We start from the raw sequence: 24,939 nt of genomic DNA on the forward strand, positions 1-24,939 counted from the left end.
ATAGCACGAGTTATCCGGACATCGTACTGCGGGCGATGTCCGGAAAGGCGTGTTATCGCAGCAGCAGATAGATGCTTTCGTTACCGCGAATGACGTTCAGGGCTATGACAGCCGGCTTGCTCTCCAGCACTTTACGTAGTTCGGCAATAGAGCGCACGCGCTCGCGGTTAAGGCCGATAATAATATCGTCCTTATGCAGGCCAACCTGCGCCGCCGGGCTTCCTTTATCGACGTTGTCGACGGCGACGCCTTTGGTGCCGTCTTTCAACTGACCGTCGCTCAGCGATGCCCCCTGAAGCGCAGGGATGATGAGATCGGCGCTGGCGGTAGACGAGGTGCTCTTATCCAGAGTGACTTCGACATCCAGCGGTTTCCCGTCGCGCAGCAGGCCCAGCTTCACTTTGGTGCCCGGCTCGGTCGTGGCAATTCGCGAACGCAGCTCGGCAAAGCTGCTCAGCGGTTTACCGTTCATGCTGACAATCACGTCGCCGGACTTAATCCCGGCTTTCGCTGAACCTGAATTTGGTAAGACTTCGCTGACGAAGGCCCCGCGCTGAGCGTCGATATTCATCGCTTTAGCAATATCCGCGCTCATTTCCATGCCTTTAATTCCCAGCAGGCCGCGTTTGATTTCACCAAACTGGATCAGTTGTTGAGCGAGGGTTTTCGCCATATTACTCGGAATGGCAAAGCCTATGCCGACGCTGCCACCGCCTGGCGCCAGAATCGCGGTGTTGATACCAATCAGCTCGCCGTTCAGGTTCAGCAGCGCGCCGCCGGAGTTACCCCGGTTGATAGAGGCATCGGTCTGGATAAAGTTCTCCAGTCCTTCAAGGTTGAGACCGCTGCGACCGAGTGCGGAAATAATGCCGGATGTGGCGGTCTGCCCGAGGCCAAACGGATTACCGACGGCCACGGCGAAATCGCCAACGCGAAGTTTATCGGAATCGGCGATCGCGATTTGCGTCAGATGGCTGGGGTTTTGTAATTGCAGCAGGGCGATATCGCTCTGATCGTCGCTGCCGACCAGCTTCGCATCAAATTCGCGGCCATCGTTAAGCTGAACGCTGATTTTCTGTGCCTGGCTGATCACGTGATTATTGGTTAAGACATAGCCTTTGGCGGCATCGATGATGACCCCGGAGCCCAGACCTTCAAAAGGCTGAGCCTGCTCCTGCGGCGCATTGTCGCCAAAGAACTTTTTCAACTCTTCCGGCATGTTTTGCGCCGGGGCGGCGGTCCCTTCAACCTGTACGCTCACGACCGCGGGCAGCACTTTTTCCAGCATCGGCGCAAGGCTTGGCAAAGCTCCCTGGCCGGGTACCTGCGTGGGTAACGATGCCGTCGCCGTAGGTAAAACCGACAACGATAACCCGATGCTTAACGCTAACGCACTCAACAGCAAAGTCTGTTTCTTCATTAGATGCTGGCTCTCGTAACCTGAGGTGTATGGAAAAACGTCCCGAATGGCCTGATGTTATTGAATTTTCAACCGGCTAACAATGCGGTCAATGATTAAATAATAGCTGGGATGTGGGGTTGAGGCGGGCGCAGAGAGTGCGCCCGGATAATATTTTGCTGGCAGGGATAAATCAGTCGCGTTTTGCGCCACCGCGCAGCAGGCCGGATGCGCCTTCAGAATAATCGCGCGGCATCTGGACCGGAGCCTGATCGTTACCAGCTTCTGATTCTGCCAGGCGATTGCGGAACGGGTTTGCATCCGCCATGGTATCCGGCAGCAGACTGCTGGAGCTTTTAGCCATGTGCTGATACAGCTGGCGGTAATCATCGGCCATGTTATCCAGCAGTTCAGCGCTGCGGGCAAAATGACTGACCAGCTCTTCACGATACTCTTCAAGCTCTGTTTTATTCTTTTCCAGTTCGAACTGCAGCGCCTGCTGTTGACGTAATTTGCGGTTGCCAAAACGCATGGCGACGGCACCGATGATGATACCGACAACTAGCCCAATTAGCGCATATTCCCAGGTCATGTACATCTCCCGTTGTTTTGTGGTTCCGTAGGGTGGCTGTAAGGCTCTCCGCCTGCGCCCGATAGTGCCACTATAACCGCTAATTCCACAGAAGTGGAATCCTGGCGTATCATCGCGTAGTGTAGAACGGCCTTTTTTTCGTCAATCGTGAGCTTCAGCATTACGGTTTTCAAGGAATAACAATTAGATCATGCAAAGCCTGTCCCCAACATCGCGTTACCTTTTAGCTCTCAAAGAGGGCAGCCATCAACCTGACGACGTCCAGCAGGAAGCGGTAAGCCGCCTCGATACTATCTATCATGAACTGCAGAATAAACCCGTTCCGGCGCCGCAAAGCGGCGGCCTGCGGGCAAAATTCGGCAAACTGCTGGGTAAGCGTGAACCTACCGTCGAGACGGCTGCCGTACGTGGCCTCTATATGTGGGGGGGCGTCGGGCGAGGGAAAACCTGGCTGATGGACCTGTTTTATCATAGCCTGCCCGGCGATCGTAAGCAGCGCCTGCACTTCCATCGCTTTATGCTGCGCGTCCATGAAGAGCTGGTGGCCCTGCAGGGACACAGCGACCCGCTGGAAATCCTCGCCGATCGCTTCAAGGCGGAAACCGACGTTCTCTGTTTTGATGAGTTTTTTGTCTCCGATATTACTGATGCCATGCTGTTGGGCGGTCTGATGAAAGCCCTGTTTGCGCGTGGCATCACGCTGGTGGCTACCTCGAACATCCCGCCAGATGAGCTCTATCGCAACGGCCTGCAGCGCGCCCGTTTCCTGCCCGCGATCGAGGCGATTAAACAGCATTGCGACATTATGAATGTGGACGCGGGTATTGATTACCGCCTGCGCACGCTGACGCAGGCCCATCTTTGGCTGTCGCCGCTCGATGCGCAGACGCAGCAGCAGATGGATAAACTGTGGCTGGCCTTAGCGGGGGCGAAACGCGAGCAGACGCCGACGCTGGAAATTAACCATCGACCGCTCCCGACATTAGGCGTCGAAAACCAGACGCTGGCGGCCTCGTTTGCTACCCTATGCGTGGACGCGCGCAGTCAGCACGATTACATCGCGCTTTCGCGCCTGTTCCATACCGTCATGTTGTTTGATGTACCGGTGATGACGACGCAGCTGGAGAGTGAAGCCCGGCGGTTTATCGCCCTGGTGGATGAGTTCTACGAGCGGCACGTTAAGCTGGTTGTCAGCGCCGCGGTGCCGCTGTATGACATTTATCAGGGAGAGCGGCTGAAGTTTGAGTTTCAGCGCTGCTTATCGCGCCTGCAGGAAATGCAAAGCGAAGAGTATTTGAAACGCCCGCATATGCCTTAACTGGCGGGCGTTCCCCCGCGCATCGTGTTGCCATGACATAAGGATATCGCGCGGCAACGCGCCGCCGAAAAAAGCAGGTTCAAATCACATAAAGGGGTCGATCTTTGGCCCCGACTTCTCTATAATCTTGCGACCCCACGTTACAAGAAGGTTTTTTTCCCAAAACTTTCTATAGTGCCGGCATAGGCTATTCGAAGGGGTAGGTTTGCTGGACAATGTCGTGTGAACCTCAACTGACTAAACGTTTGGGTGTTCACCAACGTGTAACTTATTATTTGGGTAAGCTTTTAATGAAAACTTTTACAGCTAAACCAGAAACCGTAAAGCGCGACTGGTATGTTGTTGACGCGACCGGTAAAACTCTGGGCCGTCTGGCTTCTGAACTGGCTCGTCGCCTGCGCGGTAAGCATAAAGCGGAATACACTCCGCACGTCGATACTGGTGATTACATCATCGTTCTGAACGCAGAAAAAGTTGCTGTAACCGGCAACAAGCGCGAAGACAAAATGTACTACCATCACACCGGCCACATCGGTGGTATCAAAGAAGCGACCTTTGAAGAGATGATTGCTCGCCGTCCTGAGCGTGTGATTGAAATCGCGGTTAAAGGCATGTTGCCAAAAGGCCCGCTGGGTCGTGCTATGTACCGTAAACTGAAAGTTTACGCGGGTAACGAGCACAACCACGCGGCACAGCAACCGCAAGTTCTTGACATCTAATCGGGATTATAGGCAATGGCTGAAAATCAATATTACGGCACTGGTCGCCGCAAAAGTTCCGCAGCTCGCGTTTTCATCAAACCAGGCAGCGGCAAAATCGTTATCAACCAGCGTTCTCTGGAACAGTACTTCGGTCGTGAAACTGCCCGCATGGTAGTTCGTCAGCCGCTGGAACTGGTCGACATGGTTGAGAAACTGGATCTGTACATCACCGTTAAAGGTGGTGGTATCTCTGGTCAGGCTGGTGCGATCCGTCACGGTATCACCCGCGCTCTGATGGAGTATGATGAGTCCCTGCGTGGCGAACTGCGTAAAGCTGGCTTCGTTACCCGTGATGCTCGTCAGGTTGAACGTAAGAAAGTCGGTCTGCGTAAAGCACGTCGTCGTCCTCAGTTCTCCAAACGTTAATTGTTTTCTGCTTACGCAGAACAATTTGCGAAAAAACCCGCTTCGGCGGGTTTTTTTATGCATAAACCTGCGGTTATCCACAAGCAAATCGCCTGTTCTTACCACTTTTTCAGCATTTCCAGAATCCCCTCACCACAATGCCTTCAAGATCTGGTAAACTATCATCCAATTTTCTGCCCAAATGCTGGTGATTGTTCGTTTTTTGTTTTTTTCGCATAAACAATAATGACTTCACGCGAATGGGGTTTTTACATCTGGCTGGCCACGCGTGGCTGGTAGCAGTACAAAAATTCTGAATATACCTGGAGGTTTTCATGGCTGTCGCTGCCAACAAACGTTCGGTAATGACGCTGTTTTCTGGTCCTACTGACATCTATAGCCACCAAGTCCGCATCGTGCTGGCAGAAAAAGGTGTTAGTTTTGAGATAGAGCACGTGGAGAAGGACAACCCACCTCAGGATCTGATTGACCTCAACCCGAATCAAAGCGTACCTACGCTGGTGGATCGTGAGCTCACTCTGTGGGAATCCCGCATCATTATGGAATATCTGGATGAGCGTTTCCCGCATCCACCGTTAATGCCGGTCTATCCGGTCGCGCGTGGAGAAAGTCGTCTGTACATGCAGCGTATCGAGAAAGACTGGTATTCGTTGATGAACACCATTCAGACCGGTACCGCAGCGCAAGCGGATACCGCACGTAAACAGCTGCGTGAAGAGCTGCAGGCGATTGCGCCTGTCTTCACTCAGAAACCTTACTTCCTGAGCGATGAGTTCAGCCTCGTTGATTGCTATCTGGCGCCGCTGCTGTGGCGTTTGCCGGTTCTCGGTGTTGAAGTTATTGGTGCCGGCGCGAAAGAGCTCAAGGGCTATATGACTCGCGTCTTTGAACGTGATTCCTTCCTCGCTTCTTTAACTGAAGCCGAGCGTGAAATGCGTCTCGGTCGGGGCTAACCGATGGATGTATCGCAGCTAACGCCGCGTCGCCCGTACCTGCTGCGGGCGTTCTATGAGTGGCTGCTGGATAACCAGCTGACTCCACACCTGGTTGTGGATGTGACACTGCCAAACGTACAGGTGCCGATGGAGTATGCGCGCGACGGACAAATCGTTCTGAATATTGCTCCCCGCGCCGTGGGTAATCTGGAACTGGCTAATGACGAAGTCCGCTTCAACGCGCGCTTCGGCGGTGTCCCGCGTAATGTTTCCGTGCCTATGGCTGCCGTTCTGGCTATCTATGCTCGTGAAAACGGTGCGGGTACCATGTTCGAACCTGAAGCGGCTTATGATGAAGACGTCACCACCCTGAATGATGACGATGCATCGGTAAGCAATGAAAGCGAGACGGTCATGTCGGTGATCGACGGTGATAAGCCGGATCGCCATGATGATGACCCGGATGATACGCCTCCGCCGCCGCGCGGTGGGCGTCCGGCGCTGCGCGTCGTGAAGTAATCCAGCAGGTCGTGGATTTCAGATTGCAGGCCCTTCGGGGCCTGTTCTGTTATCTACGCCGCCAGCATGGCATTCTTGTGTTAAGATGGTCCGGTCGTCACTTGCTGTCACACATCACACATGGTCCCTATGAGCGCATTTGATCCCCAGACAGAAGAAGCATCCACCCCAATCGGTAACAGCCTGCACCGCCGTCCTCTGGCGCGCAAAAAGCTGTCGGAAATGGTGGAAGAAGAGCTTGAGAATATGATTCGCCGCCGTGAATTTGCCGAAGGCGAGCAGCTACCTTCTGAACGTGAGCTGATGACGTTTTTCAACGTCGGACGACCTTCTGTGCGCGAAGCTCTGGCCGCCTTAAAGCGTAAAGGACTGGTGCAGATTAACAACGGTGAACGCGCCCGCGTCTCACGGCCTTCTGCCGACACCATCATTGGCGAACTTTCGGGGATGGCGAAGGATTTTCTCTCTCACCCCGGCGGGATTGCGCATTTTGAACAGCTGCGTCTGTTTTTCGAGTCCAGCCTGGTTCGCTATGCTGCGGAACACGCCAGCGACGAGCAGGTTGCAAAGCTGGAGCAGGCGCTGAAGATCAACAGCCAGTCGCTTGATGATAACGCGCTGTTTATCCGTTCAGACGTTGAATTTCACCGCGTACTGGCGGAAATTCCCGGGAATCCTATCTTCCTGGCTATCCATGTCGCCCTGCTGGACTGGCTCATCGCCGCACGCCCTACCGTCCCGGAGCACGAGCTTCACGAACATAATAACGTGAGCTATCAACAACATATCGACATCGTCGATGCGATCCGCCGCCATGACCCTGACGAGGCCGATCGCGCCTTGCAGACCCACCTCAATAGCGTTTCCGCCACCTGGCACGCCTTCGGCCAGAAAAAACAATCACGTAAGTAACAAGAGCGATCGTCTGGATCCTCGTTTAGTGAAGCCGATCGCATAATAAGCGTTCCCTATGAGGCCGTCGCTTAATTCATCTGGTATAACAGGTATAAAGGTACATAGTTAATCATAACAACTAGCATACGAGGTGAGATATGGCGGTTAATTTACGTGGAGTCATGGCAGCGCTGCTTACGCCGTTTGACGGGCAACAAAAGCTGGATAAAGAGAGCCTGCGTCGGCTGGTGCGTTTCAATTTGAGCCAGGGAATCGACGGGTTGTACGTTGGCGGTTCGACCGGGGAAGCTTTTGTGCAAAGCAGCGCAGAACGCCAGCAAGTGCTGGAGATCGTCGCTGAAGAAGCGAAGGGAAAAATGACGCTGATTGCCCATGTTGGCTGCGTCAGTACGCTGGAGAGCCAGCAACTTGCCGAAGCTGCGCACAGCTATGGCTACGATGCGGTGTCCGCCGTCACGCCGTTCTACTATCCCTTCAGCTTTGAAGAGCACTGCGCTCACTACCAGGCCATTATTGATTCAGCTAATGGCTTACCGATGGTGGTCTACAACATCCCGGCGCTGAGCGGCGTGAAACTCTCCCTGGATCAGATCAATACGCTGGTGACGCTGCCGGGCGTGGGGGCATTGAAGCAGACATCAGGCGATCTTTTCCAGATGGAGCAGATCCGCCGGGCGCATCCGGATCTGGTGCTTTACAACGGCTATGACGAGATTTTTGCTTCTGGCTTGCTGGCCGGTGCCGATGGCGGGATCGGTAGTACCTATAACATTATGGGCTGGCGCTATCAGGGGATCGTGAAAGCGCTGCGGTCGGGCGATATAGCGGAAGCGCAGAGGCTGCAGTGTGAATGCAACAAGGCAATCGATCTGCTGATCAAAACCGGCGTATTCCGGGGGCTGAAAACCGTGCTGCACTACATGGACGTGGTCGCTGAGCCGCTATGTCGCAAACCGTTCGCTCCGGTTGCTGAGCAGTTCCTGCCGGAGCTGAAAGCGCTGGCGCAGCAGCTGCAGCAGGAGAAAGCGCAGCTGGGTTGAGGCTAACGGCTTCCCCGCCGCGTGTGCGAGCGGGGCATTCCCGGATGGAGGCGCTATGCGCCCGGTCCGGGTCATAACACGAGCTATATCGGATGCAGTGATAGCGACATCTGGTATGGCAAACCAAGCGTGGGTCTGACCCATCGCGGGAGAGTAAAATGATCGCAACGACCCAGAACATCCCGTGGTATCGCCATCTCAACCGGGCGCAGTGGCGGGCTTTCTCCGCTGCCTGGCTGGGATATTTGCTTGATGGTTTTGATTTTGTCCTGATTGCCCTGGTGTTGACAGAAATCCAGGCAGACTTTGGTTTGACGACCGTAGAGGCAGCGAGTCTGATCTCAGCCGCCTTCATTTCTCGCTGGTTTGGCGGCCTGATGTTGGGCGCAATGGGCGATCGTTACGGACGGCGGCTGGCGATGGTCACCAGTATTATTCTGTTTTCCCTCGGAACGCTGGCCTGCGGCTTTGCTCCCGGTTTTACCACCATGTTTATCGCGCGTCTGGTGATTGGCATGGGGATGGCGGGGGAGTATGGATCCAGTGCGACCTATGTTATTGAAAGCTGGCCAAAGCAGCTGCGCAATAAGGCCAGTGGTTTTCTGATTTCCGGCTTTTCCGTCGGGGCGGTGATTGCCGCGCAAATCTATAGTCTGGTGGTACCGGTCTGGGGATGGCGTGCGCTCTTTTTCATTGGCATCGTGCCGATTATTTTTGCGCTGTGGCTGCGGAAAAACATCCCGGAAGCCGAAGACTGGAAAGAGAAACATCAGGGTAAAGCGCCGGTGCGGACCATGGTGGATATCCTCTATTGTGGCAAACACCGGGCGATCAATATTTTCCTGACCATTGTGGCGGCGACGGCGCTGTGGTTCTGTTTCGCCGGCGAGCTCAACAATGCCGGAATCGTGGTCGCACTGGGGCTGCTTTGTGCCACGATCTTTATCAGCTTTATGGTGCAAAGCAGCGGTAAGCGCTGGCCAACCGGCGTGACGCTGATGGTTGTCGTCCTGTTCGCCTTTCTCTATTCATGGCCTATCCAGGCGCTTTTGCCCACCTATCTTAAAACGGAGCTCGCTTACGATCATACGACCGTGGCCAGGGTGCTGTTCTTCAGCGGTTTTGGTGCTGCGGTCGGCTGTTGCGTCGGCGGTTTTCTCGGCGACTGGCTGGGAACGCGCAAAGCCTATGTTTGTAGCCTGCTGGCCTCCCAGCTGTTGATTATTCCCGTCTTTGCTATCGGCGGCACCAACGTGTGGGTGCTGGGGCTGTTACTGTTCTTCCAGCAGATGCTGGGGCAGGGGATCTCCGGGATCTTACCTAAATTGATCGGCGGCTATTTCGATACCGATCAGCGTGCTGCGGGTCTGGGTTTTACCTATAACGTCGGTGCCTTAGGTGGGGCGATCGCGCCGGTGCTCGGTGCGCTGATCGCGCAGCGGATGGATCTGGGCACGACGCTGGGATCGCTCTCTTTCGGCCTGACCTTTGTGGTGATCCTGCTTATCGGACTGGATATGCCCTCGCGTGTTCAGCGCTGGATCCGCCCGGAAGCGGTGCGAACGCACGATGCGATTGATGGCAGGCCCCTGAGCGGGGCGGTGATGCCCGGCGCCAGCAAACGTGGATTAGTGAAAACCAGGTAACCCGTGCCCGGCGCTGGCGCCGGGCAACGAGATAAATCAGGGAGTTATTATGTCTTTGCTTGAACAACTGGGTCGTCGCATCAGCGCCCACGGCGGATTAATTGTCTCATGTCAGCCGGTCCCCGGTAGCCCGCTGGATACGCCGGCGATTGTCGCAGCGATGGCGCTGGCAGCCGAACAGGCTGGCGCGGTGGCATTGCGTATCGAAGGTGTTGAGAATCTGCGGGCGACCCGCGCCCGGGTGACAGTACCCATTATCGGTATTCTCAAACGTGACCTCGATGATTCACCGGTACGCATTACCCCATTTTTAGAGGATGTTGATGCTCTGGCGCAGGCGGGGGCGGATATTATTGCTTTCGATGGTACCCGTCGGACGCGCCCGGTGGCGGTGGAGGCACTGCTGGCCCGTATCCATCAGCAGCACAAGCTGGCAATGGCCGACTGTTCATCCGTTGAAGATGGCATCTTCTGTCAGCAGCTCGGTACGGAAATTATCGGCACCACGCTGTCGGGTTATACCACGGCGCACACGCCGGAAGAGCCTGATTTGGCGCTGGTACAGGCGCTACACGCAGCGGGATGTCGGGTGATTGCCGAAGGGCGCTACAACACGCCAGCGCAGGCGGCAGAGGCCATGCGTCATGGCGCCTGGGCGGTGACCGTAGGCTCCGCCATTACGCGGCTGGAACACATTTGCGAGTGGTACAACACGGCGCTGAAAAAGGCGGTGCAATGACGACGCTGGCGATTGATATTGGCGGCACCAAGCTAGCCGCCGCACTGATAGACAGCCGATTGACCCTCCTGGAGCGGCGTGAAGTCCCCACGCCAGCCAGTCAGACGCCGGCGGCATTAGCTGCCGCGCTGGCGGCGCTGGTGGCCCCCCTCTCGGCGCGCGCGGATCGTTTTGCTATCGCCTCCACCGGCATCATTCAGGACGGCATTCTGACCGCCATCAATCCAGCGAACCTGGGCGGACTGGCACATTTTCCCCTGCAGGCGTGTTTATCCGACCTCACGGCGTTGCCCGGTATTGCCCTCAATGATGCTCAGGCAGCGGCGTGGGCGGAATATCATGCGCTGCCGGAGAAAGTCAGCGAGATGCTCTTTTTGACCGTTTCAACCGGCGTTGGCGGGGGGATCGTCAGCCAGGGCAGGCTGCAGACCGGTCGCGGAGGCCTGGCCGGCCATTGCGGTCATACGCTGGCGGATCCTGCCGGGCCGCTCTGCGGCTGCGGTCGGAAAGGCTGTGTCGAAGCTATCGCTTCCGGGCGCGGTATCGCGGCGGCGGCCGGCGGTGAGCTTTGCGGGCTGGATGCAAAAGCGATATTTGCTCTGGCGAGGGAGGGACACCCGCAGGCGCAGATATTAATTCAGCGATCGGCACGCACGCTGGCGCGACTGATTGCCGACCTGAAGGCCGTGACGGACTGCGCCTGCGTTGTGATCGGCGGCAGTATCGGTCTTGCAGACGGCTACCTGAAGCTGGTTGAGACGTACTTGTCACAAGAACCCGCGCTTTATCATGTTCCGCTGCGGGAAGCTTACTATCGGCATGATGCGGGCCTGTCAGGAGCGGCATTATGGGCACAGGGAGGAAAGATATGATTCTGGGTCATCTACAGCAGCCTTCGCATGCCGGTCTTCCGGCGGTTCTGGTCCGGGCTATCGCCCTGGCGCAGGCCCACGATTTACACACTATCGCTCCCGGAAGCTATGAGCTTCAGGGCGACAATGTATTGATGAACGTCATGGCGTTTCATACCGGTGTGCCGGAAGAGAAAAAAGCCGAACTGCATAGCCAGTTTATTGATATCCAGATTTTACTGGCGGGGGAAGAGCGGATCTTTTATGGCGTCGCCGGGTCGGCCTGTGAGTGCGAAGAAGCGCATCCTGACGAGGATTATCAGCTTTGCCGTCGGATACGCGGGGAACAGGTACTGACATTGCATCCGGATATGTTTGCGGTTTTCATGCCCGATGAACCGCACAAACCCGGTTGCCAGGTCGGGGACAGCGCCGGGATTAAAAAAGTGGTCATTAAGGTCCGCGCCGCCCTGCTGGCATGATAAAAAAAGCCCGCGGGCTTGCGCCAGCGGGCTCTGTCAGAGACCCGGACAGACAGTTTGTCCGGGTTTGTTGATTACACTTCCAGGTAGTTCAGGATCCCGTCAGCCGCTTTACGACCTTCGGCAATCGCCGTCACCACCAGATCGGAACCGCGCACGATATCGCCGCCGGCAAAGATTTTCGGGTTACTGGTCTGGAACGCGTTTTCATGGCCTTCCGGCGCAATAATACGGCCCTGAGAATCCAGCTCAACATCGTGCTTCGCCAGCCATTCCATGCTGTGCGGGCGGAAACCAAACGCCATCACCACCGCATCTGCCGGGACCACGTGCTCGGAGCCTGCGACGATCTCCGCACGACGACGCCCTTTGGCATCAGGCTGGCCCATCTCGGTACGCGCCATTTTCACGCCGCACACTTTGCCGTTAGCATTCACTTCTACGCCCAGAGGCTGAACGTTGAACTGGAACTCGACGCCCTCTTCACGCGCGTTTTTCACTTCGCGTTTGGAGCCCGGCATGTTTTCTTCGTCACGGCGGTAGGCGCAAATAACGTGAGTCGCGCCCTGACGTACGGAAGTACGCACGCAGTCCATCGCGGTGTCGCCACCGCCGAGAACCACCACCCGTTTGCCTTCCATATTGACGTAAGGCTCGCTGGCGGTTTCGCCAAAGCCCATGGTCTGTTTGGTGTTGGCAATCAGGAACGGCAGCGCATCAAAGACACCATTTGCGTCTTCGTTTTCCAGTCCGCCGCGCATGGACTGATAGGTCCCCACGCCGAGGAACACGGCATCATACTCTTTCAGTAACGCGTCGAGCTGAACATCACGGCCCACTTCGGTATTGAGTTTGAACTCAATACCCATGCCGGTGAAAATTTCACGGCGACGGGTCATTATCTCTTTTTCCAGCTTAAAGGCGGGGATGCCGAAGGTCAGCAGGCCACCGATTTCCGGATGGCGATCGAACACTACCGCTTTGACGCCGTTGCGGGTCAGGACATCTGCGCAGGCCAGTCCTGCCGGACCGGCACCGACGATCGCCACCGTTTTACCGGTGGGCTTCACGCCGGAGAGATCCGGGCGCCAGCCCATCTCGAACGCTTTATCGTTGATGTAGCGTTCGATGTTACCGATAGTCACCGCGCCAAACTCGTCGTTCAGCGTACAGGAGCCTTCGCACAGACGGTCCTGCGGGCAGACGCGCCCGCAGACTTCCGGCAGGGTGTTGGTCTGATGCGACAGCTCTGCCGCTTCAAAAATACGCCCCTCATTGGCGAGCTTCAGCCAGTTCGGGATGTAGTTATGGACCGGACATTTCCATTCGCAGTACGGGTTGCCGCAGGACAGGCAGCGATCTGCCTGGGCTTTGGCCTGGCCTTCTGAAAACGGCTCATAAATTTCAACAAATTCAATTTTACGGATCTTCAGCGGTTTCTTTGGCGGATCAACGCGCTGTAAGTCGATAAACTGGTATACGTTCTGGCTCATCTGAATTCCTTACTGCGCCTGCACACGCAGCTCTGCTGCGCTACGACTACGGTGACCCAACAGTGCCTTAACATCGCTGGACTTTGGTTTAACCAGCGCGAATTTCGCGGCAAAAGCCGGCCAGTTGGCCAGGATCTCTTCGCCTCGAGACGAACCGGTAAGCTGCACGTGTTCGGTAATCAGACCACGCAGGTGCTCTTCATGGATAGCGAGAGAGTCAACGCCCAACACTTCCACCAGTTCCGGGTTCACACGTTTACGGAAATCACCGTCTTCATCCAGGACGTAAGCAAAGCCGCCGGTCATCCCTGCGCCAAAGTTGACGCCGGTTTTACCCAGTACGCAGACGATGCCGCCGGTCATGTATTCGCAGCCGTTATCGCCGATGCCTTCTACCACGGTGATGGCACCGGAGTTACGCACCGCAAAGCGTTCGCCTGCACGGCCCGCAGCGTACAGACGACCGCCGGTCGCGCCATACAGACAGGTATTACCGATGATGCTCGCTTCGTGACTGCGGAAGGCGGAGCCCACCGGAGGACGGATTGACAGCAGACCGCCTGCCATCCCTTTACCCACGTAGTCGTTCGCGTCACCGGTCAGATGCAGTTCCACGCCGCCGGCGTTCCACACGCCGAAGCTCTGGCCTGCGGTACCGCTGAAGTGCGCGGTAATCGGATCTGCTGCCAGCCCCTGATCGCCATGGGTCTGGGCGATATAGCCAGACAACGACGCGCCAACGGAGCGATCGGTATTACGGATATCGAACCAGAAGGTTTTGCTCTGCTTGCTGTCCACGAACGGTTTAGCCTGCTGTAGCAGCTGCGCGTTCAGCACGCCGTTATCAAACGGCGGGTTGCTTTCGGTGCAGTACAGCGCTTTACCCGGATGCGGCTCGGCGGTTTCCAGCAGTTTGCTGAGATCCAGCTTCTGCTGCTTCGCGGTAAAGCCATCCAGCACTTTCAGCAGGTCGGTACGGCCAATCAGGTCCACCAGACGCTTCACGCCAAGCTCAGCCATCAGCTCGCGGGTTTCGCGGGCGATGAATTCAAAGTAGTTGGTCACTTTGAACGGCAGGCCGTGATAGTGATTCTTACGCAGTTTGTCATCCTGAGTTGCTACGCCGGTTGCGCAGTTGTTCAGGTGGCAGATACGCAGATATTTACAGCCGAGCGCGACCATCGGGCCAGTGCCGAAGCCGAAGCTTTCTGCGCCAAGAATTGCCGCCTTGATGATATCGAGGCCGGTTTTCAGGCCGCCATCCACCTGCAGACGGATCTTGTGACGCAGACCGTTCGCCACCAGCGCCTGTTGGGTTTCCACCAGACCCAGCTCCCACGGACAACCCGCGTATTTCACGGAGGAGAGCGGGCTGGCACCCGTACCACCGTCGTAACCGGCGATGGTGATAAGATCGGCATAGGCTTTGGCCACGCCGGTGGCGATGGTGCCGACGCCCGGTTCGGAAACCAGCTTCACAGAAATCATCGCTTTCGGGTTGACCTGTTTCAGGTCGAAAATCAGCTGCGCCAGATCCTCGATAGAGTAAATATCGTGGTGCGGCGGCGGTGAAATCAGGGTTACACCCGGGACCGAATAGCGCAGTTTGGCAATGTACGGGGTGACTTTGTCACCCGGCAGCTGCCCGCCTTCGCCCGGCTTCGCGCCCTGAGCGACTTTAATCTGAATAACGTCGGCGTTGACCAGGTAAGCCGGTGTGACGCCGAAGCGGCCAGAAGCGACCTGTTTAATACGCGACACTTTGTTGGTGCCATAGCGCGCCGGATCTTCGCCGCCTTCGCCGGAGTTAGAGAAGCCGCCGATGCTGTTCATGGCTTCCGCCAGCGACTCATGAGCTTCCGGGCTTAACGCACCGATAGACATGGCGGCGGTATCGAAGCGTTTGAACAGCTCTTTGGCCGATTCGACGTGGTCGATGCTGATGGCGTCATCGCCAGGGTTCAGCGCCAGCAGATCGCGCAGCGTGGCGGCCGGGCGTTCATTCACCAGGTTCGCATACTGCTGATAGTCGTGGTATTCACCGCTCTGAACCGCTTGCTGCAGCGTGCGGACGACGTCCGGGTTGTAGGCGTGATATTCACCGCCGTGAACGTATTTCAGCAGACCACCCTGATCCAGCGGCTTACGGACCAGCCAGGCGCGTTTGGACAGATTCAGCAGATCCTGCTGGAAGTCATCGAAGCCCGCGCCGCCGATGCGGCTGACAACGCCGAGGAAGCACAGATCGGAAACCTCACGATGCAGGCCAACCGCTTCGAACAGCTTCGAGCAGCGGTAGGAGGCGATGGTCGAAATGCCCATCTTAGACATGATCTTGTACAGGCCTTTGTTGATGCCGTTACGGTAGTTCAGCATCACGGTACGATAATCTTTCTCAATGGCCTTGTTATCAACCAGTTTCGCCAGCGTCTCATAGGCCAGGTACGGATAGATAGCCGTGGCGCCGAAGCCCAGCAGCACCGCGAAATGGTGCGGGTCACGGGCGCTGGCGGTCTCAACGATAATGTTGGCATCGCAGCGCAGGCTCTTATCCACCAGGCGGGTTTGAATCGCGCCTACCGCCATCGGTGCCGGAACCGGCAGACGATCTTTGGCGATATTACGATCGGAGAGCACCAGCAGAACGGTACCGTTACGGACCATCTGTTCAGCTTTATCGCACAGCGCCTTCACCGTTTCGGCCAGCGAGGTTTCCGCGGCGTTAAAGGTGATATCCAGGGTATCGGCGCGATAGTGCTCCTCTTCCATGGTGGTGAGCTGTTTGAAATCGGAGTACAGCAGGATCGGTGATTTGAAGCTCAGGCGGTGAGCCTGGCCTTCCGCTTCGCAGAAGACGTTCATTTCACGGCCGATGCTGGTGGCCAGCGACATCACGTGAGCTTCACGCAGCGGGTCGATCGGCGGGTTAGTCACCTGCGCGAACTGCTGACGGAAATAGTCGTAAATGATACGCGGCTGGCTGGAGAGCACGGCAAACGGGGTATCGTCGCCCATTGAACCGACCGCTTCCTGGCCGTTTTCACCCAGTACACGCAGGACGGAGTCCAGCTCTTCTGCGCTGTAGTTAAACTGTTTCTGGAAGCTGGCGAGCGTGTCGTCATCCAGCTGGCGGCTGCCGACGTCTTCGTCCGGTAGATCTTCAAACGGCACCAGGCGGCGGACGTTTTTCTCCATCCACTCTTTGTAAGGGTGGCGACTTTTCAGGTCATCATCGGTTTCCGCGGAGTGCAGAATACGTCCGCCGCGGGTATCGATAACCATCAGTTCGCCCGGGCCTACGCGGCCTTTTTCGACCACTTCGTCAGGCTGGTAATCCCAAATCCCGACTTCTGAAGCGCAGGTAATCAGTTTGTCTTTGGTGATGACGTAGCGCGCCGGGCGCAGACCGTTACGATCGAGGTTACAGGCGGCGTAGCGACCGTCGGACATCACGATGCCCGCCGGGCCATCCCATGGCTCCATATGCATGGAGTTAAAATCAAAGAAGGCGCGCAGCTCCGGATCCATATCCGGGTTGTTCTGCCAGGCTGGCGGTACGAGCAGACGCATGGCGCGCACGATATCCATCCCGCCGGCCAGCAGCAGCTCAAGCATGTTATCCATCGAGCTGGAGTCGGAGCCGGTTTCGTTCACGAACGGCGCCGCATCGTGCAGGTCCGGAATTAACGGCGTCTGGAACTTGTAGGTACGCGCGCGCGCCCACTGGCGGTTGCCGGTGATGGTGTTGATTTCGCCGTTGTGCGCCAGGTAGCGGAACGGCTGTGCCAGCGGCCAGCGCGGCACGGTGTTGGTGGAGAAGCGCTGGTGGAACAGGCAGATTGCCGACTCCAGACGCAGGTCCGCGAGGTCCAGATAGAAGCGCGGCAGGTCAGCCGGCATACACAGACCTTTGTAAATGTTCACCAGATTCGACAGGCTGCAAACGTAGAAATCTTTATCTTCCTGCAGACGCTTTTCAATGCGGCGACGGGCGATGAACAAACGACGTTCCATATCGCGCGGGCGCCAGCCTGCCGGGGCGTTAACAAAAATTTGTTCAATACGAGGCAGCGAGGAGAGGGCGATTTCACCGAGAACCCCTTCGTTGGTCGGCACTTCGCGCCAGCCGACGATAGACAGGGTTTCACGTTGTAGTTCTTCTTCAACGATGCGGCGTGCCGTAGCCGCCAGTTCAGGATCTTTATTAAGGAATAACATCCCGACGGCGTAATTTTTGGCTAAACGCCAGCCGCGCTCTTCCGCAACGATACGGAAGAAACGGTCAGGTTTTTGCAGCAGCAAGCCACAACCGTCGCCGGTTTTACCATCGGCAAGGATCGCGCCGCGGTGCTGCATTCGGGCCAGTGCGTGTATAGCGGTACGCACTACCTTGTGGCTAGGTTCGCCTTCTATGTGGGCGATCAGGCCGAAACCACAGTTATCCCTCTCAAGGGATTTATCGTACAACATATCAGTGAACCTCCCCAGGCTCTACGGGACACCCTCCGATACCGATTGCGCACGGGCACAGAAAGAGCATGGCGACGGGGTTTGCACCTCGCATTCGCCCTCTTTAAATCCTTTTCGCATCGGTACGCAAGTTTGAGGACTTGCTGTAAGAGGGAATCTCAATTACTGCATAAATATGATGAGCAGAGTGCTCATCCAGAAAGCTTCCAGCGGATTCCCAACTTATCGGGAATCGGCACTTACGTCAAATGGCAATCTTATTTATACAAAAATGTGCTATACATGGTTTAACATTATGATAAATAAGATAATAACTGTGTTTTAAGCGGCGCTGAAACGTAGCGGAAAGCATAATCTAGTGTGATCTGTCTCACTATATCGATAGCGTAACATTATCGATCTGTGCTGAACTGCCTATTTATCGCAGAGTATTTATCTGCCTGTTACCTCTAGCGCGGTAAATAACACTGTTTTTTGCCCTGATGAAGATAATGGCAAACCTGAGGTTAAGTATAAGGAAAAGTCATCACAGAGTGAGTGAATGAAATTGCAGTTATCTTGAGTGTTTATGCAATGAGGTGAGCGGCCGCGCTGACGATTGATCCAGGTCATCGCCGTCGGTGGCTAAAAATGGCAGGCTTGGCCCCTTTCTTCAGGCCGGTCTATCAGATTATGCAGTTACAAAAATTAGTCAATATGTTTGGTGGGGATCTTTCGCGGCGCTATGGCGAAAAGGTTCATAAACTGACGCTGCATGGCGGGTTTAGCTGCCCGAATCGCGATGGCACTATTGGCCGCGGAGGCTGCACGTTCTGCAACGTCGCCTCTTTTGCTGACGAAGAGCAGCAGCACCACTCTATTGCTGAACAGCTGGCACATCAGGCGCAGCGGGTTAATCGCGCCAGGCGCTATCTCGCTTATTTTCAGGCTTACACCAGCACCTTTGCCGAAGTTCAGGTACTGCGCTCGATGTATCAGCAGGCGGTGAGTCAGGCCAATATCGTCGGGCTGTGCGTGGGTACTCGTCCTGACTGCGTCCCGGAGGCGGTGCTGGATCTGCTCGGCGGCTATCGGGAACAGGGCTACGAAGTATGGCTGGAACTCGGCTTACAGACGGTGCATGACAAAACGCTGCAGCGGATTAATCGTGGGCATGATTTTGCCTGTTATCAGCGTACGACCCGGCTGGCGCGCGAGCGCGGGCTGAAGGTCTGCGCGCATTTGATCGTCGGGCTACCGGGCGAGGCGCAGAGCCATTGCCTGCAAACGCTGGAGCAGGTTGTGGATACCGGCGTGGATGGCATCAAACTGCATCCGCTGCATATCGTCACCGGCAGTACGATGGCCAAAGCCTGGCAGGCGGGACGGTTGCAGGCGATTGCGCTGGATGAATATACGATCACTGCCGGGGAGATGATTCGCCACACGCCACCCGAGGTGATCTATCACCGCATTTCCGCCAGCGCCCGGCGGCCGACGCTGCTGGCGCCCCTGTGGTGTGAGAACCGCTGGACCGGGATGGTTGAACTTGACCGCTATCTCAACCAACACGGCGTGCAGGGCTCGGCGCTGGGACGAGCCTGGGTGCCGCGCGCAGCTTTAGAGTAAGGGCGCCCGCATTTTTTGCACAACTTACAGCGTATTGCTCAGAATTGGGTATTATTGTGCGGAGTTGTCGCGAAGGAATCCCTTATGAAGCAAATCCGTATGCTGGCGCAGTACTATGTCGACCTGATGATGAAGCTGGGTCTGGTGCGTTTTTCCATGCTGTTGGCCCTCGCCCTGGTGGTGCTGGCGATTGTGGTACAGATGGCCGTCACGATGGTTCTGCATGGCCAGGTTGAGAGCATCGACGTTATCCGCTCTATCTTCTTTGGTCTGCTGATCACCCCCTGGGCAGTTTATTTTTTGTCGGTGGTGGTGGAGCAACTGGAAGAGTCGCGGCAGCGTCTCTCCCGGCTGGTGGAAAAACTGGAGGAGATGCGCGAGCGCGACCTGCAGCTTAACGTGCAGCTCAAAGATAATATCGCGCAGCTCAATCAGGAGATTGGCGAGCGTGAAAAGGCGGAAGCCGAGCGCGAGACGACGCTGGAACAGCTGAAGATTGAGATGAAAGAGCGCGAAGAGACGCAAATTCAGCTGGAACAGCAATCCTCCTTCCTCCGTTCTTTCCTTGATGCCTCGCCGGACCTGGTATTCTATCGCAATGAAGACAAAGAGTTTTCTGGCTGTAACCGGGCGATGGAGCTCCTGACCGGGAAAAGCGAAAAGCAGCTTATCCACCTGAAACCTCAGGATGTCTATAACGAAGAAGCGGCGGTTAAAGTGCTGGAGACTGACGAAAAGGTCTTCCGCCATAATGTGTCGCTGACCTACGAGCAGTGGCTGGATTATCCGGACGGGCGTAAAGCCTGCTTTGAAATCCGCAAGGTCCCTTACTATGACCGCGTCGGCAAGCGCCGTGGACTGATGGGCTTTGGCCGCGATATTACCGAACGTAAGCGCTACCAGGATGCGCTGGAGCGCGCCAGCCGCGATAAGACCACCTTTATCTCAACCATCAGCCACGAGCTGCGTACGCCGCTCAACGGCATCGTCGGGCTGAGCCGTATCCTGCTGGATACCGAGCTGACCGGTGAGCAGGAAAAATACCTCAAAACCATCCATGTCTCTGCCGTTACGCTGGGGAATATTTTCAACGATATTATCGACATGGATAAAATGGAGCGGCGCAAAGTCCAGCTGGATAATCAGCAGGTCGACTTCACCGGTTTCCTGGCCGATCTGGAAAACCTCTCCGGCCTGCAGGCGCAACAGAAAGGGCTGCGCTTCGTCCTGGAACCGACGCTGCCGCTGCCGCATAAAGTGGTGACCGACGGGACGCGTCTGCGGCAGATTCTGTGGAACCTCATCAGTAACGCCGTGAAATTCACCCCGCAAGGTGGAAACGTCACCGTTCGCGTTCGCTACGATGAAGGCGATATCCTGCATTTTGAAGTGGAAGACTCCGGCATCGGCATTCCCGAAGCCGAGCAGGATAAGATCTTCGCGATGTATTATCAGGTGAAAGACAGCCACGGCGGCAAGCCTGCGACGGGCACCGGGATCGGTCTTGCCGTATCGCGTCGTCTGGCTCGCAATATGGGCGGCGACATTAACGTCTCCAGCCAGCCGGGCCAGGGGGCCACATTTACGCTGACCGTGCATGCGCCGGCGGTGGCGGAAGAAGTGGAAGATATGCTGACGGAAGATGAGATGCCCCTGCCGGCGCTGAACGTGCTGCTGGTCGAGGATATCGAGCTCAACGTGATTGTGGCGCGCTCGGTGCTGGAGAAGCTGGGTAACAGCGTCGATGTGGCGATGACCGGTAAGGCCGCGCTGGAGATGTTTGAACCGGGCGAGTACGACCTGGTGCTGCTGGATATCCAGCTGCCGGATATGACGGGCCTGGATATTTCTCGTCATCTTAAGCAGCACTTTGCCGCCGACGAGCTACCGCCGCTGGTTGCCCTGACCGCCAACGTCCTGAAGAATAAAAAAGAGTATCTTGATGCCGGAATGGACGACGTCCTGAGTAAACCGCTATCGGTGCCGGCGCTGACGGCAATGATTAAAAAATTCTGGGATTCGCCGGAAGAGGATGAGTGCGAAATGCCGACCGTGGATGTGAGTAAATCGGCATCCGTACTGGATATTCCGATGCTTGAGCAGTATATCGAGCTGGTGGGGCCAAAGCTTATCAACGATGGTCTTGCGGTTTTTGAGAAGATGATGCCGGGCTATATGGCGGTACTGGAGTCTAATCTGACCGCTCGCGACCAGAAAGGGATCGTCGATGAAGGGCATAAAATTAAAGGCGCGGCGGGCTCGATTGGCCTGCGGCATATCCAACAGCTGGGACAGCAGATTCAGACTCCGGACCTGCCGGCGTGGTCGGATAACGTTGGTGAATGGGTTGAAGAGATGAAATCCGAGTGGCAGAACGATGTAGCGGTGCTGAAAGCATGGGTTGCGGCGGCACATAAAAAATGACCCCGGATAAACCGGGGTGCGCGAATACTGCGCCAACACCAGGGAACTGGTCGTTGCGCCAGAATTTTTAGAGATATTTTTACGTAGCGCAACCTGAGGATTTGGTTTGCTCGCTCATTAAGATAGCAAACCTTAAATTATTTGTTACGTGAATCAGTAAAATATGTGAAGCAATGCGTGTAAATCAAAATTTTTGACTGGTTTCAGCAAGTTGCACTAAGGAGCTGGCAGTATGAAAAAGATTGGCGTGGTATTGAGCGGCTGTGGCGTCTATGACGGAACGGAGATCCATGAAGCGGTCATTACCCTGTTGGCGATCGCCCGTAGCGGCGCACAGGCCATCTGTTTCGCCGCGGATAAAACGCAAACGGACGTGATCAACCACCTGACCGGTGAGCCGATGGCCGAAAGCCGCAACGTTCTGGTGGAGGCCGCGCGTATTGCCCGTGGCGATATCCAGCCTCTGGCTGCGGCCCGGGCTGAAGATCTGGATGCGCTGATTGTCCCTGGCGGGTTTGGCGCGGCGAAGAACCTCAGCAATTTTGCCTCGCAAGGGGCTGAATGCCTGGTCGATAGCGACCTGAAAGCGTTGACGCTGGCGATGCACGAGGCGGGTAAACCGCTGGGCTTTATGTGTATCGCCCCGGCGCTGCTGCCAAAAATTTTCCCGATCCCGCTGCGGATAACCATCGGCACCGATCTTGATACCGCTGAGGTGGTGGAAGAGATGGGCGCAGAACACGTTCCTTGCCCGGTCGATGATATCGTCGTCGATGAAGAACATAAGGTGGTGACGACCCCGGCCTGGATGCTGGCGCAGAACATTGCGGAAGCGGCAAGCGGGATTGAGAAGCTGGTGGCTCGCGTGCTGGCTCTGACTGCATGAGCGTGCGTTCGGCCCCGTTGCGAATGATTAAACGCCTTTTATTGCGCATTCTGCTGATTGCGGCAGCCTTTTGGGGAGGCGGCATCGCGCTCTTTAGCATACTGCCGGTGCCGTTTTCAGCCGTTATGCTCGAGCGACAAATCGGCGCATGGCTGAGCGGTGATTTTCATTATGTCGCCCACTCCGACTGGGTCGGGATGGACGAGATCTCACCGTGGATGGGGCTGGCGGCAATCGCTGCGGAGGATCAAAAATTCCCTGAACACTGGGGTTTTGATGTCTCAGCGATAGAGAAAGCGCTGGCACACAATGAACGTCAGGAAAACCGCGTGCGCGGCGCCTCCACGCTTTCGCAGCAAACGGCTAAGAACCTGTTCTTGTGGGATGGCCGTAGCTGGTTGCGCAAAGGGCTGGAGGCAGGGTTAACGGTAGGGATTGAGACGGTGTGGAGTAAAAAACGGATTCTGACCGTCTACCTGAATATCGCTGAATTTGGGGAAGGAACGTTCGGCGTCGAAGCGGCGTCCCGGCGCTACTTTCACAAGCCTGCGAGCAAGTTAACGGCTTCTGAAGCGGCGCTCCTGGCTGCGGTATTGCCCAACCCGATTCGCTTTCGCGCCGATGCGCCGTCCGGCTATGTTCGCAGTCGGCAGGCGTGGATCCTGCGTCAGATGCGTCAGCTAGGCGGAGAAGGATTTATGCAGGCGAATAAGCTGAAGTGAGGTCGCGGCAGAAACAATAGCCCCGGTCAGCGTCGTGCAGCCGGGGAAGAGGCGGGAATGTTTAGTCTTCGTCAAAACCGGCGTTGAACAGCGCGATAACCGCTGCCAGCGCCTCGACTTCCTGCGGACCGTTGGCTTCAATCTCGATTTGCCGACCTTTGGCCGAGTCGAGCATCAGCAGGGCAATTACGCTATTGGCCTCCGCTTCCGTCCCCTCGTCGTTGCGCAGCAGGACTTCCGCATCATAATTCTGCATCAGCTCAAACAGCTTCATCGCCGGGCGGGCATGCATCCCCAGTTTATTGGTGATTTCAACGATCTGTTTTACGGTCATGATTTGCGTTTTTCCAGCGTCCGATGACGAGACTGCACGTTCTTACCGCGTGAGCGGAAGTAATCAGCCAGCTGTTCGGCAATGTAGACCGAACGGTGTTTACCGCCGGTACAACCAATCGCCACCGTCAGATAGCTGCGATTATTGGTCTCCAGCATCGGTAACCATAGCTCAAGATAGCTGCGGGTCTGGTAAATAAAATTGTGAACTTCCGTGTGCCGGTCAAGGAAGGCGGCCACCGGCTTATCCAGACCGGTCATTGGACGCAGTTTCGGATCCCAGTGTGGGTTTGGCAGGAAGCGTACGTCAAAGACGTAATCGGCATCAATCGGGATACCGTGCTTAAAGCCAAAGGATTCAAAGACCATGGTCAGCTCACGTTCGCGCTTGCCGAGCAGACGGGTACGTAGCATTTCCGCCAGCTCGTGTACCGACATCTCTGAAGTGTCGACGATCAGGTCGGCGCGGGAACGCAGCGGCTCCAGCAGCGCGCTCTCTTCGTCAATCGCGCTTTCCAGCGACAGATTTTTGCTCGATAGCGGATGCAGACGACGGGTGTCGCTGTAGCGGCGGATCAGCGTATTGCGGTCAGCATCAAGGAACAGCAGCTGAGGGGAAAATGCCTCAGGCAGGTTTTTCATCGCCTGTTCAAAGATCTCTGGCGATTCCGGCATGTTACGCACGTCAATGCTGACGGCGGCAGAGATGTTTCTGTCGGCCAGCGATCTCGCCAGCTCAGGCAACAGCACTACCGGCAGGTTATCTACGCAGTAGAAGCCCATATCTTCCAGCGCCCGCAGAGCGACGGATTTCCCCGAGCCTGAGCGGCCGCTGACGATCATCAGTACCATGTACCGTTTCTCCTCAGTACGATAAAGGGTAGGGGGCGACGGCCGTTATACGTCATCGTTGCTTCCTGCTTCGGTGATGATCTCATACAGCTCTTCATCGCTTTGCGCTGCGCGCAGGCGACGGCAAATCGTTTTATCCGCCAGTCGTTTTGCAACCAGAGACAGCGTATGCAGATGGGTTTTGGTCTGGTCAGCCGGGACCAGAAGCGCAAACAGCAGATCGACCGGCTGATTGTCGATGGCATCAAATGCGATCGGAGTCTCCAGCTGGACAAACACGCCAACGGCGCGCAGCGTATCCTCTTCAAGTTTACCGTGCGGAATGGCAATCCCGTTGCCAATCCCGGTACTGCCCATTTTCTCGCGGGTAAGGATCGCCTCAAACACCACCTGCGGCGGCAAACCTAACTGTTTTGCTGCCAGTTCACTGATGATTTCCAGCGCGCGCTTTTTGCTCTGGCAGTGAACCTGGCTACGGGTACATTCCTGGTTAAGGACGTTGCTCAGTTGTAGAGCCGAATCGTTGTTCATCATAATTTCACCTGAGCGCGCCCCTTGCCTGCTACCGATGAAGGCTGGCAGCAGGCA

22 protein-coding genes are annotated in these 24,939 nt (G+C 56.2%); 15 read left to right on the top strand and 7 right to left on the bottom strand.

Features of this window, described 5'->3' with window-relative positions; genetic code table 11:
• Window positions 1-52: 52 nt before the first annotated feature.
• Both degQ and zapG read right to left on the bottom strand, forming a co-directional pair.
• On the bottom strand, window positions 53-1,420 hold the full coding sequence (degQ, locus tag AC236I_RS02510; protein WP_004868228.1) for a serine endoprotease DegQ: 1,368 nt from the start codon (window positions 1,418-1,420) through the stop codon (window positions 53-55).
• 172 nt (window positions 1,421-1,592) lie between these two features.
• A complete protein-coding gene (gene zapG / locus AC236I_RS02515) occupies window positions 1,593-1,991 on the bottom strand; it encodes a Z-ring associated protein ZapG (protein WP_004868227.1) in 399 nt (132 codons plus the stop codon).
• A gap of 190 nt (window positions 1,992-2,181) precedes the next feature.
• Between zapG and zapE the strand changes: the two genes are divergently transcribed.
• The 11 genes from zapE (at window position 2,182) to nanQ (ending at window position 11,563) form a co-directional block, all read left to right on the top strand.
• Window positions 2,182-3,309, top strand: a complete 1,128-nt coding sequence (zapE, locus tag AC236I_RS02520; RefSeq protein ID WP_004868224.1) for a cell division protein ZapE — start codon at window positions 2,182-2,184, stop codon at window positions 3,307-3,309.
• Between the two features lie 290 nt (window positions 3,310-3,599).
• Complete coding sequence (gene rplM / locus AC236I_RS02525; protein WP_004868222.1) at window positions 3,600-4,028, top strand: 50S ribosomal protein L13; 429 nt, start codon at window positions 3,600-3,602, stop codon at window positions 4,026-4,028.
• Between the two features lie 15 nt (window positions 4,029-4,043).
• Window positions 4,044-4,436 carry a 30S ribosomal protein S9 gene (rpsI, locus tag AC236I_RS02530; protein ID WP_003025138.1) on the top strand — a complete coding sequence of 131 codons (393 nt, stop codon included), beginning with the start codon at window positions 4,044-4,046 and terminating at the stop codon, window positions 4,434-4,436.
• Between the two features lie 314 nt (window positions 4,437-4,750).
• The gene (gene sspA, locus AC236I_RS02535) at window positions 4,751-5,389 is read left to right on the top strand and encodes a stringent starvation protein SspA (RefSeq protein WP_004868218.1); all 639 of its coding nucleotides are present in this window, start codon (window positions 4,751-4,753) and stop codon (window positions 5,387-5,389) included.
• A 3-nt stretch (window positions 5,390-5,392) separates the two neighbouring features.
• Complete coding sequence (sspB, locus tag AC236I_RS02540; protein ID WP_048024708.1) at window positions 5,393-5,890, top strand: ClpXP protease specificity-enhancing factor; 498 nt, start codon at window positions 5,393-5,395, stop codon at window positions 5,888-5,890.
• A 120-nt stretch (window positions 5,891-6,010) separates the two neighbouring features.
• On the top strand, window positions 6,011-6,802 hold the full coding sequence (gene nanR, locus AC236I_RS02545; protein ID WP_015585646.1) for a transcriptional regulator NanR: 792 nt from the start codon (window positions 6,011-6,013) through the stop codon (window positions 6,800-6,802).
• A 140-nt stretch (window positions 6,803-6,942) separates the two neighbouring features.
• Entirely contained in the window at window positions 6,943-7,845 is a 903-nt protein-coding gene (gene nanA, locus AC236I_RS02550) for an N-acetylneuraminate lyase (RefSeq protein ID WP_004868212.1), read from the top strand.
• 158 nt (window positions 7,846-8,003) lie between these two features.
• Entirely contained in the window at window positions 8,004-9,491 is a 1,488-nt protein-coding gene (locus AC236I_RS02555) for an MFS transporter (protein ID WP_015585648.1), read from the top strand.
• Between the two features lie 49 nt (window positions 9,492-9,540).
• The gene (locus AC236I_RS02560; RefSeq protein ID WP_032718289.1) at window positions 9,541-10,230 is read left to right on the top strand and encodes an N-acetylmannosamine-6-phosphate 2-epimerase; all 690 of its coding nucleotides are present in this window, start codon (window positions 9,541-9,543) and stop codon (window positions 10,228-10,230) included.
• Entirely contained in the window at window positions 10,227-11,102 is an 876-nt protein-coding gene (gene nanK / locus AC236I_RS02565; RefSeq protein ID WP_004868203.1) for an N-acetylmannosamine kinase, read from the top strand. Before AC236I_RS02560 ends, nanK begins: the two co-directional genes overlap by 4 nt.
• The gene (gene nanQ, locus AC236I_RS02570; RefSeq protein ID WP_048024710.1) at window positions 11,099-11,563 is read left to right on the top strand and encodes an N-acetylneuraminate anomerase; all 465 of its coding nucleotides are present in this window, start codon (window positions 11,099-11,101) and stop codon (window positions 11,561-11,563) included. The genes nanK and nanQ overlap by 4 nt, the downstream gene beginning before the upstream one ends.
• Window positions 11,564-11,637: 74 nt before the next feature.
• On the opposite strand, the gene AC236I_RS02575 is transcribed toward nanQ, so the two are convergent.
• Both AC236I_RS02575 and gltB read right to left on the bottom strand, forming a co-directional pair.
• The gene (locus tag AC236I_RS02575) at window positions 11,638-13,056 is read right to left on the bottom strand and encodes a glutamate synthase small subunit (RefSeq protein WP_487608683.1); all 1,419 of its coding nucleotides are present in this window, start codon (window positions 13,054-13,056) and stop codon (window positions 11,638-11,640) included.
• 9 nt (window positions 13,057-13,065) lie between these two features.
• Window positions 13,066-17,526 (bottom strand): glutamate synthase large subunit, encoded by a 4,461-nt coding sequence (gene gltB, locus AC236I_RS02580; protein WP_004868192.1) that lies wholly within the window; start codon window positions 17,524-17,526, stop codon window positions 13,066-13,068.
• 672 nt (window positions 17,527-18,198) lie between these two features.
• Between gltB and mnmL the strand changes: the two genes are divergently transcribed.
• The 4 genes from mnmL (at window position 18,199) to mtgA (ending at window position 23,166) form a co-directional block, all read left to right on the top strand.
• Window positions 18,199-19,134, top strand: coding sequence for a tRNA modification radical SAM protein MnmL/YtqA (gene mnmL / locus AC236I_RS02585; RefSeq protein ID WP_118842555.1), 936 nt, complete (start codon window positions 18,199-18,201; stop codon window positions 19,132-19,134).
• Between the two features lie 84 nt (window positions 19,135-19,218).
• Window positions 19,219-21,558: an aerobic respiration two-component sensor histidine kinase ArcB gene (gene arcB / locus AC236I_RS02590; protein ID WP_015585653.1), complete on the top strand. Its 2,340-nt coding sequence runs from the start codon at window positions 19,219-19,221 to the stop codon at window positions 21,556-21,558.
• 232 nt (window positions 21,559-21,790) lie between these two features.
• Complete coding sequence (gene elbB, locus AC236I_RS02595) at window positions 21,791-22,444, top strand: isoprenoid biosynthesis glyoxalase ElbB (RefSeq protein WP_069476400.1); 654 nt, start codon at window positions 21,791-21,793, stop codon at window positions 22,442-22,444.
• The gene (gene mtgA, locus AC236I_RS02600) at window positions 22,441-23,166 is read left to right on the top strand and encodes a monofunctional biosynthetic peptidoglycan transglycosylase (protein WP_004868178.1); all 726 of its coding nucleotides are present in this window, start codon (window positions 22,441-22,443) and stop codon (window positions 23,164-23,166) included. Before elbB ends, mtgA begins: the two co-directional genes overlap by 4 nt.
• Window positions 23,167-23,227: 61 nt before the next feature.
• Here the strand turns inward: mtgA and npr are convergent, their stop codons facing one another.
• The 3 genes from npr to ptsN are packed head-to-tail and all read right to left on the bottom strand — an operon-like array spanning window position 23,228 to window position 24,885.
• Window positions 23,228-23,500, bottom strand: a complete 273-nt coding sequence (gene npr, locus AC236I_RS02605) for a PTS phosphocarrier protein NPr (protein ID WP_004868176.1) — start codon at window positions 23,498-23,500, stop codon at window positions 23,228-23,230.
• A complete protein-coding gene (rapZ, locus tag AC236I_RS02610) occupies window positions 23,497-24,351 on the bottom strand; it encodes an RNase adapter RapZ (protein WP_004868172.1) in 855 nt (284 codons plus the stop codon). Before rapZ ends, npr begins: the two co-directional genes overlap by 4 nt.
• A gap of 45 nt (window positions 24,352-24,396) precedes the next feature.
• Window positions 24,397-24,885 (bottom strand): PTS IIA-like nitrogen regulatory protein PtsN, encoded by a 489-nt coding sequence (gene ptsN / locus AC236I_RS02615; protein WP_015585655.1) that lies wholly within the window; start codon window positions 24,883-24,885, stop codon window positions 24,397-24,399.
• Window positions 24,886-24,939 lie beyond the last annotated feature (54 nt).

It is taken from the genome of Klebsiella sp. Sb-30 (assembly GCF_057652795.1).

What these genes read in the sequence shown, in the direction of transcription:
- degQ (WP_004868228.1), bottom strand. Translation starts at nt 1,420, where the DNA reads ATGAAGAAACAGACTTTGCTGTTGAGTGCGTTAGCGTTAAGCATCGGG.
- zapG (WP_004868227.1), bottom strand. Translation starts at nt 1,991, where the DNA reads ATGACCTGGGAATATGCGCTAATTGGGCTAGTTGTCGGTATCATCATC.
- zapE (WP_004868224.1), top strand. Translation starts at nt 2,182, where the DNA reads ATGCAAAGCCTGTCCCCAACATCGCGTTACCTTTTAGCTCTCAAAGAG.
- rplM (WP_004868222.1), top strand. Translation starts at nt 3,600, where the DNA reads ATGAAAACTTTTACAGCTAAACCAGAAACCGTAAAGCGCGACTGGTAT.
- rpsI (WP_003025138.1), top strand. Translation starts at nt 4,044, where the DNA reads ATGGCTGAAAATCAATATTACGGCACTGGTCGCCGCAAAAGTTCCGCA.
- sspA (WP_004868218.1), top strand. Translation starts at nt 4,751, where the DNA reads ATGGCTGTCGCTGCCAACAAACGTTCGGTAATGACGCTGTTTTCTGGT.
- sspB (WP_048024708.1), top strand. Translation starts at nt 5,393, where the DNA reads ATGGATGTATCGCAGCTAACGCCGCGTCGCCCGTACCTGCTGCGGGCG.
- nanR (WP_015585646.1), top strand. Translation starts at nt 6,011, where the DNA reads ATGGTCCCTATGAGCGCATTTGATCCCCAGACAGAAGAAGCATCCACC.
- nanA (WP_004868212.1), top strand. Translation starts at nt 6,943, where the DNA reads ATGGCGGTTAATTTACGTGGAGTCATGGCAGCGCTGCTTACGCCGTTT.
- AC236I_RS02555 (WP_015585648.1), top strand. Translation starts at nt 8,004, where the DNA reads ATGATCGCAACGACCCAGAACATCCCGTGGTATCGCCATCTCAACCGG.
- AC236I_RS02560 (WP_032718289.1), top strand. Translation starts at nt 9,541, where the DNA reads ATGTCTTTGCTTGAACAACTGGGTCGTCGCATCAGCGCCCACGGCGGA.
- nanK (WP_004868203.1), top strand. Translation starts at nt 10,227, where the DNA reads ATGACGACGCTGGCGATTGATATTGGCGGCACCAAGCTAGCCGCCGCA.
- nanQ (WP_048024710.1), top strand. Translation starts at nt 11,099, where the DNA reads ATGATTCTGGGTCATCTACAGCAGCCTTCGCATGCCGGTCTTCCGGCG.
- AC236I_RS02575 (WP_487608683.1), bottom strand. Translation starts at nt 13,056, where the DNA reads ATGAGCCAGAACGTATACCAGTTTATCGACTTACAGCGCGTTGATCCG.
- gltB (WP_004868192.1), bottom strand. Translation starts at nt 17,526, where the DNA reads ATGTTGTACGATAAATCCCTTGAGAGGGATAACTGTGGTTTCGGCCTG.
- mnmL (WP_118842555.1), top strand. Translation starts at nt 18,199, where the DNA reads ATGCAGTTACAAAAATTAGTCAATATGTTTGGTGGGGATCTTTCGCGG.
- arcB (WP_015585653.1), top strand. Translation starts at nt 19,219, where the DNA reads ATGAAGCAAATCCGTATGCTGGCGCAGTACTATGTCGACCTGATGATG.
- elbB (WP_069476400.1), top strand. Translation starts at nt 21,791, where the DNA reads ATGAAAAAGATTGGCGTGGTATTGAGCGGCTGTGGCGTCTATGACGGA.
- mtgA (WP_004868178.1), top strand. Translation starts at nt 22,441, where the DNA reads ATGAGCGTGCGTTCGGCCCCGTTGCGAATGATTAAACGCCTTTTATTG.
- npr (WP_004868176.1), bottom strand. Translation starts at nt 23,500, where the DNA reads ATGACCGTAAAACAGATCGTTGAAATCACCAATAAACTGGGGATGCAT.
- rapZ (WP_004868172.1), bottom strand. Translation starts at nt 24,351, where the DNA reads ATGGTACTGATGATCGTCAGCGGCCGCTCAGGCTCGGGGAAATCCGTC.
- ptsN (WP_015585655.1), bottom strand. Translation starts at nt 24,885, where the DNA reads ATGATGAACAACGATTCGGCTCTACAACTGAGCAACGTCCTTAACCAG.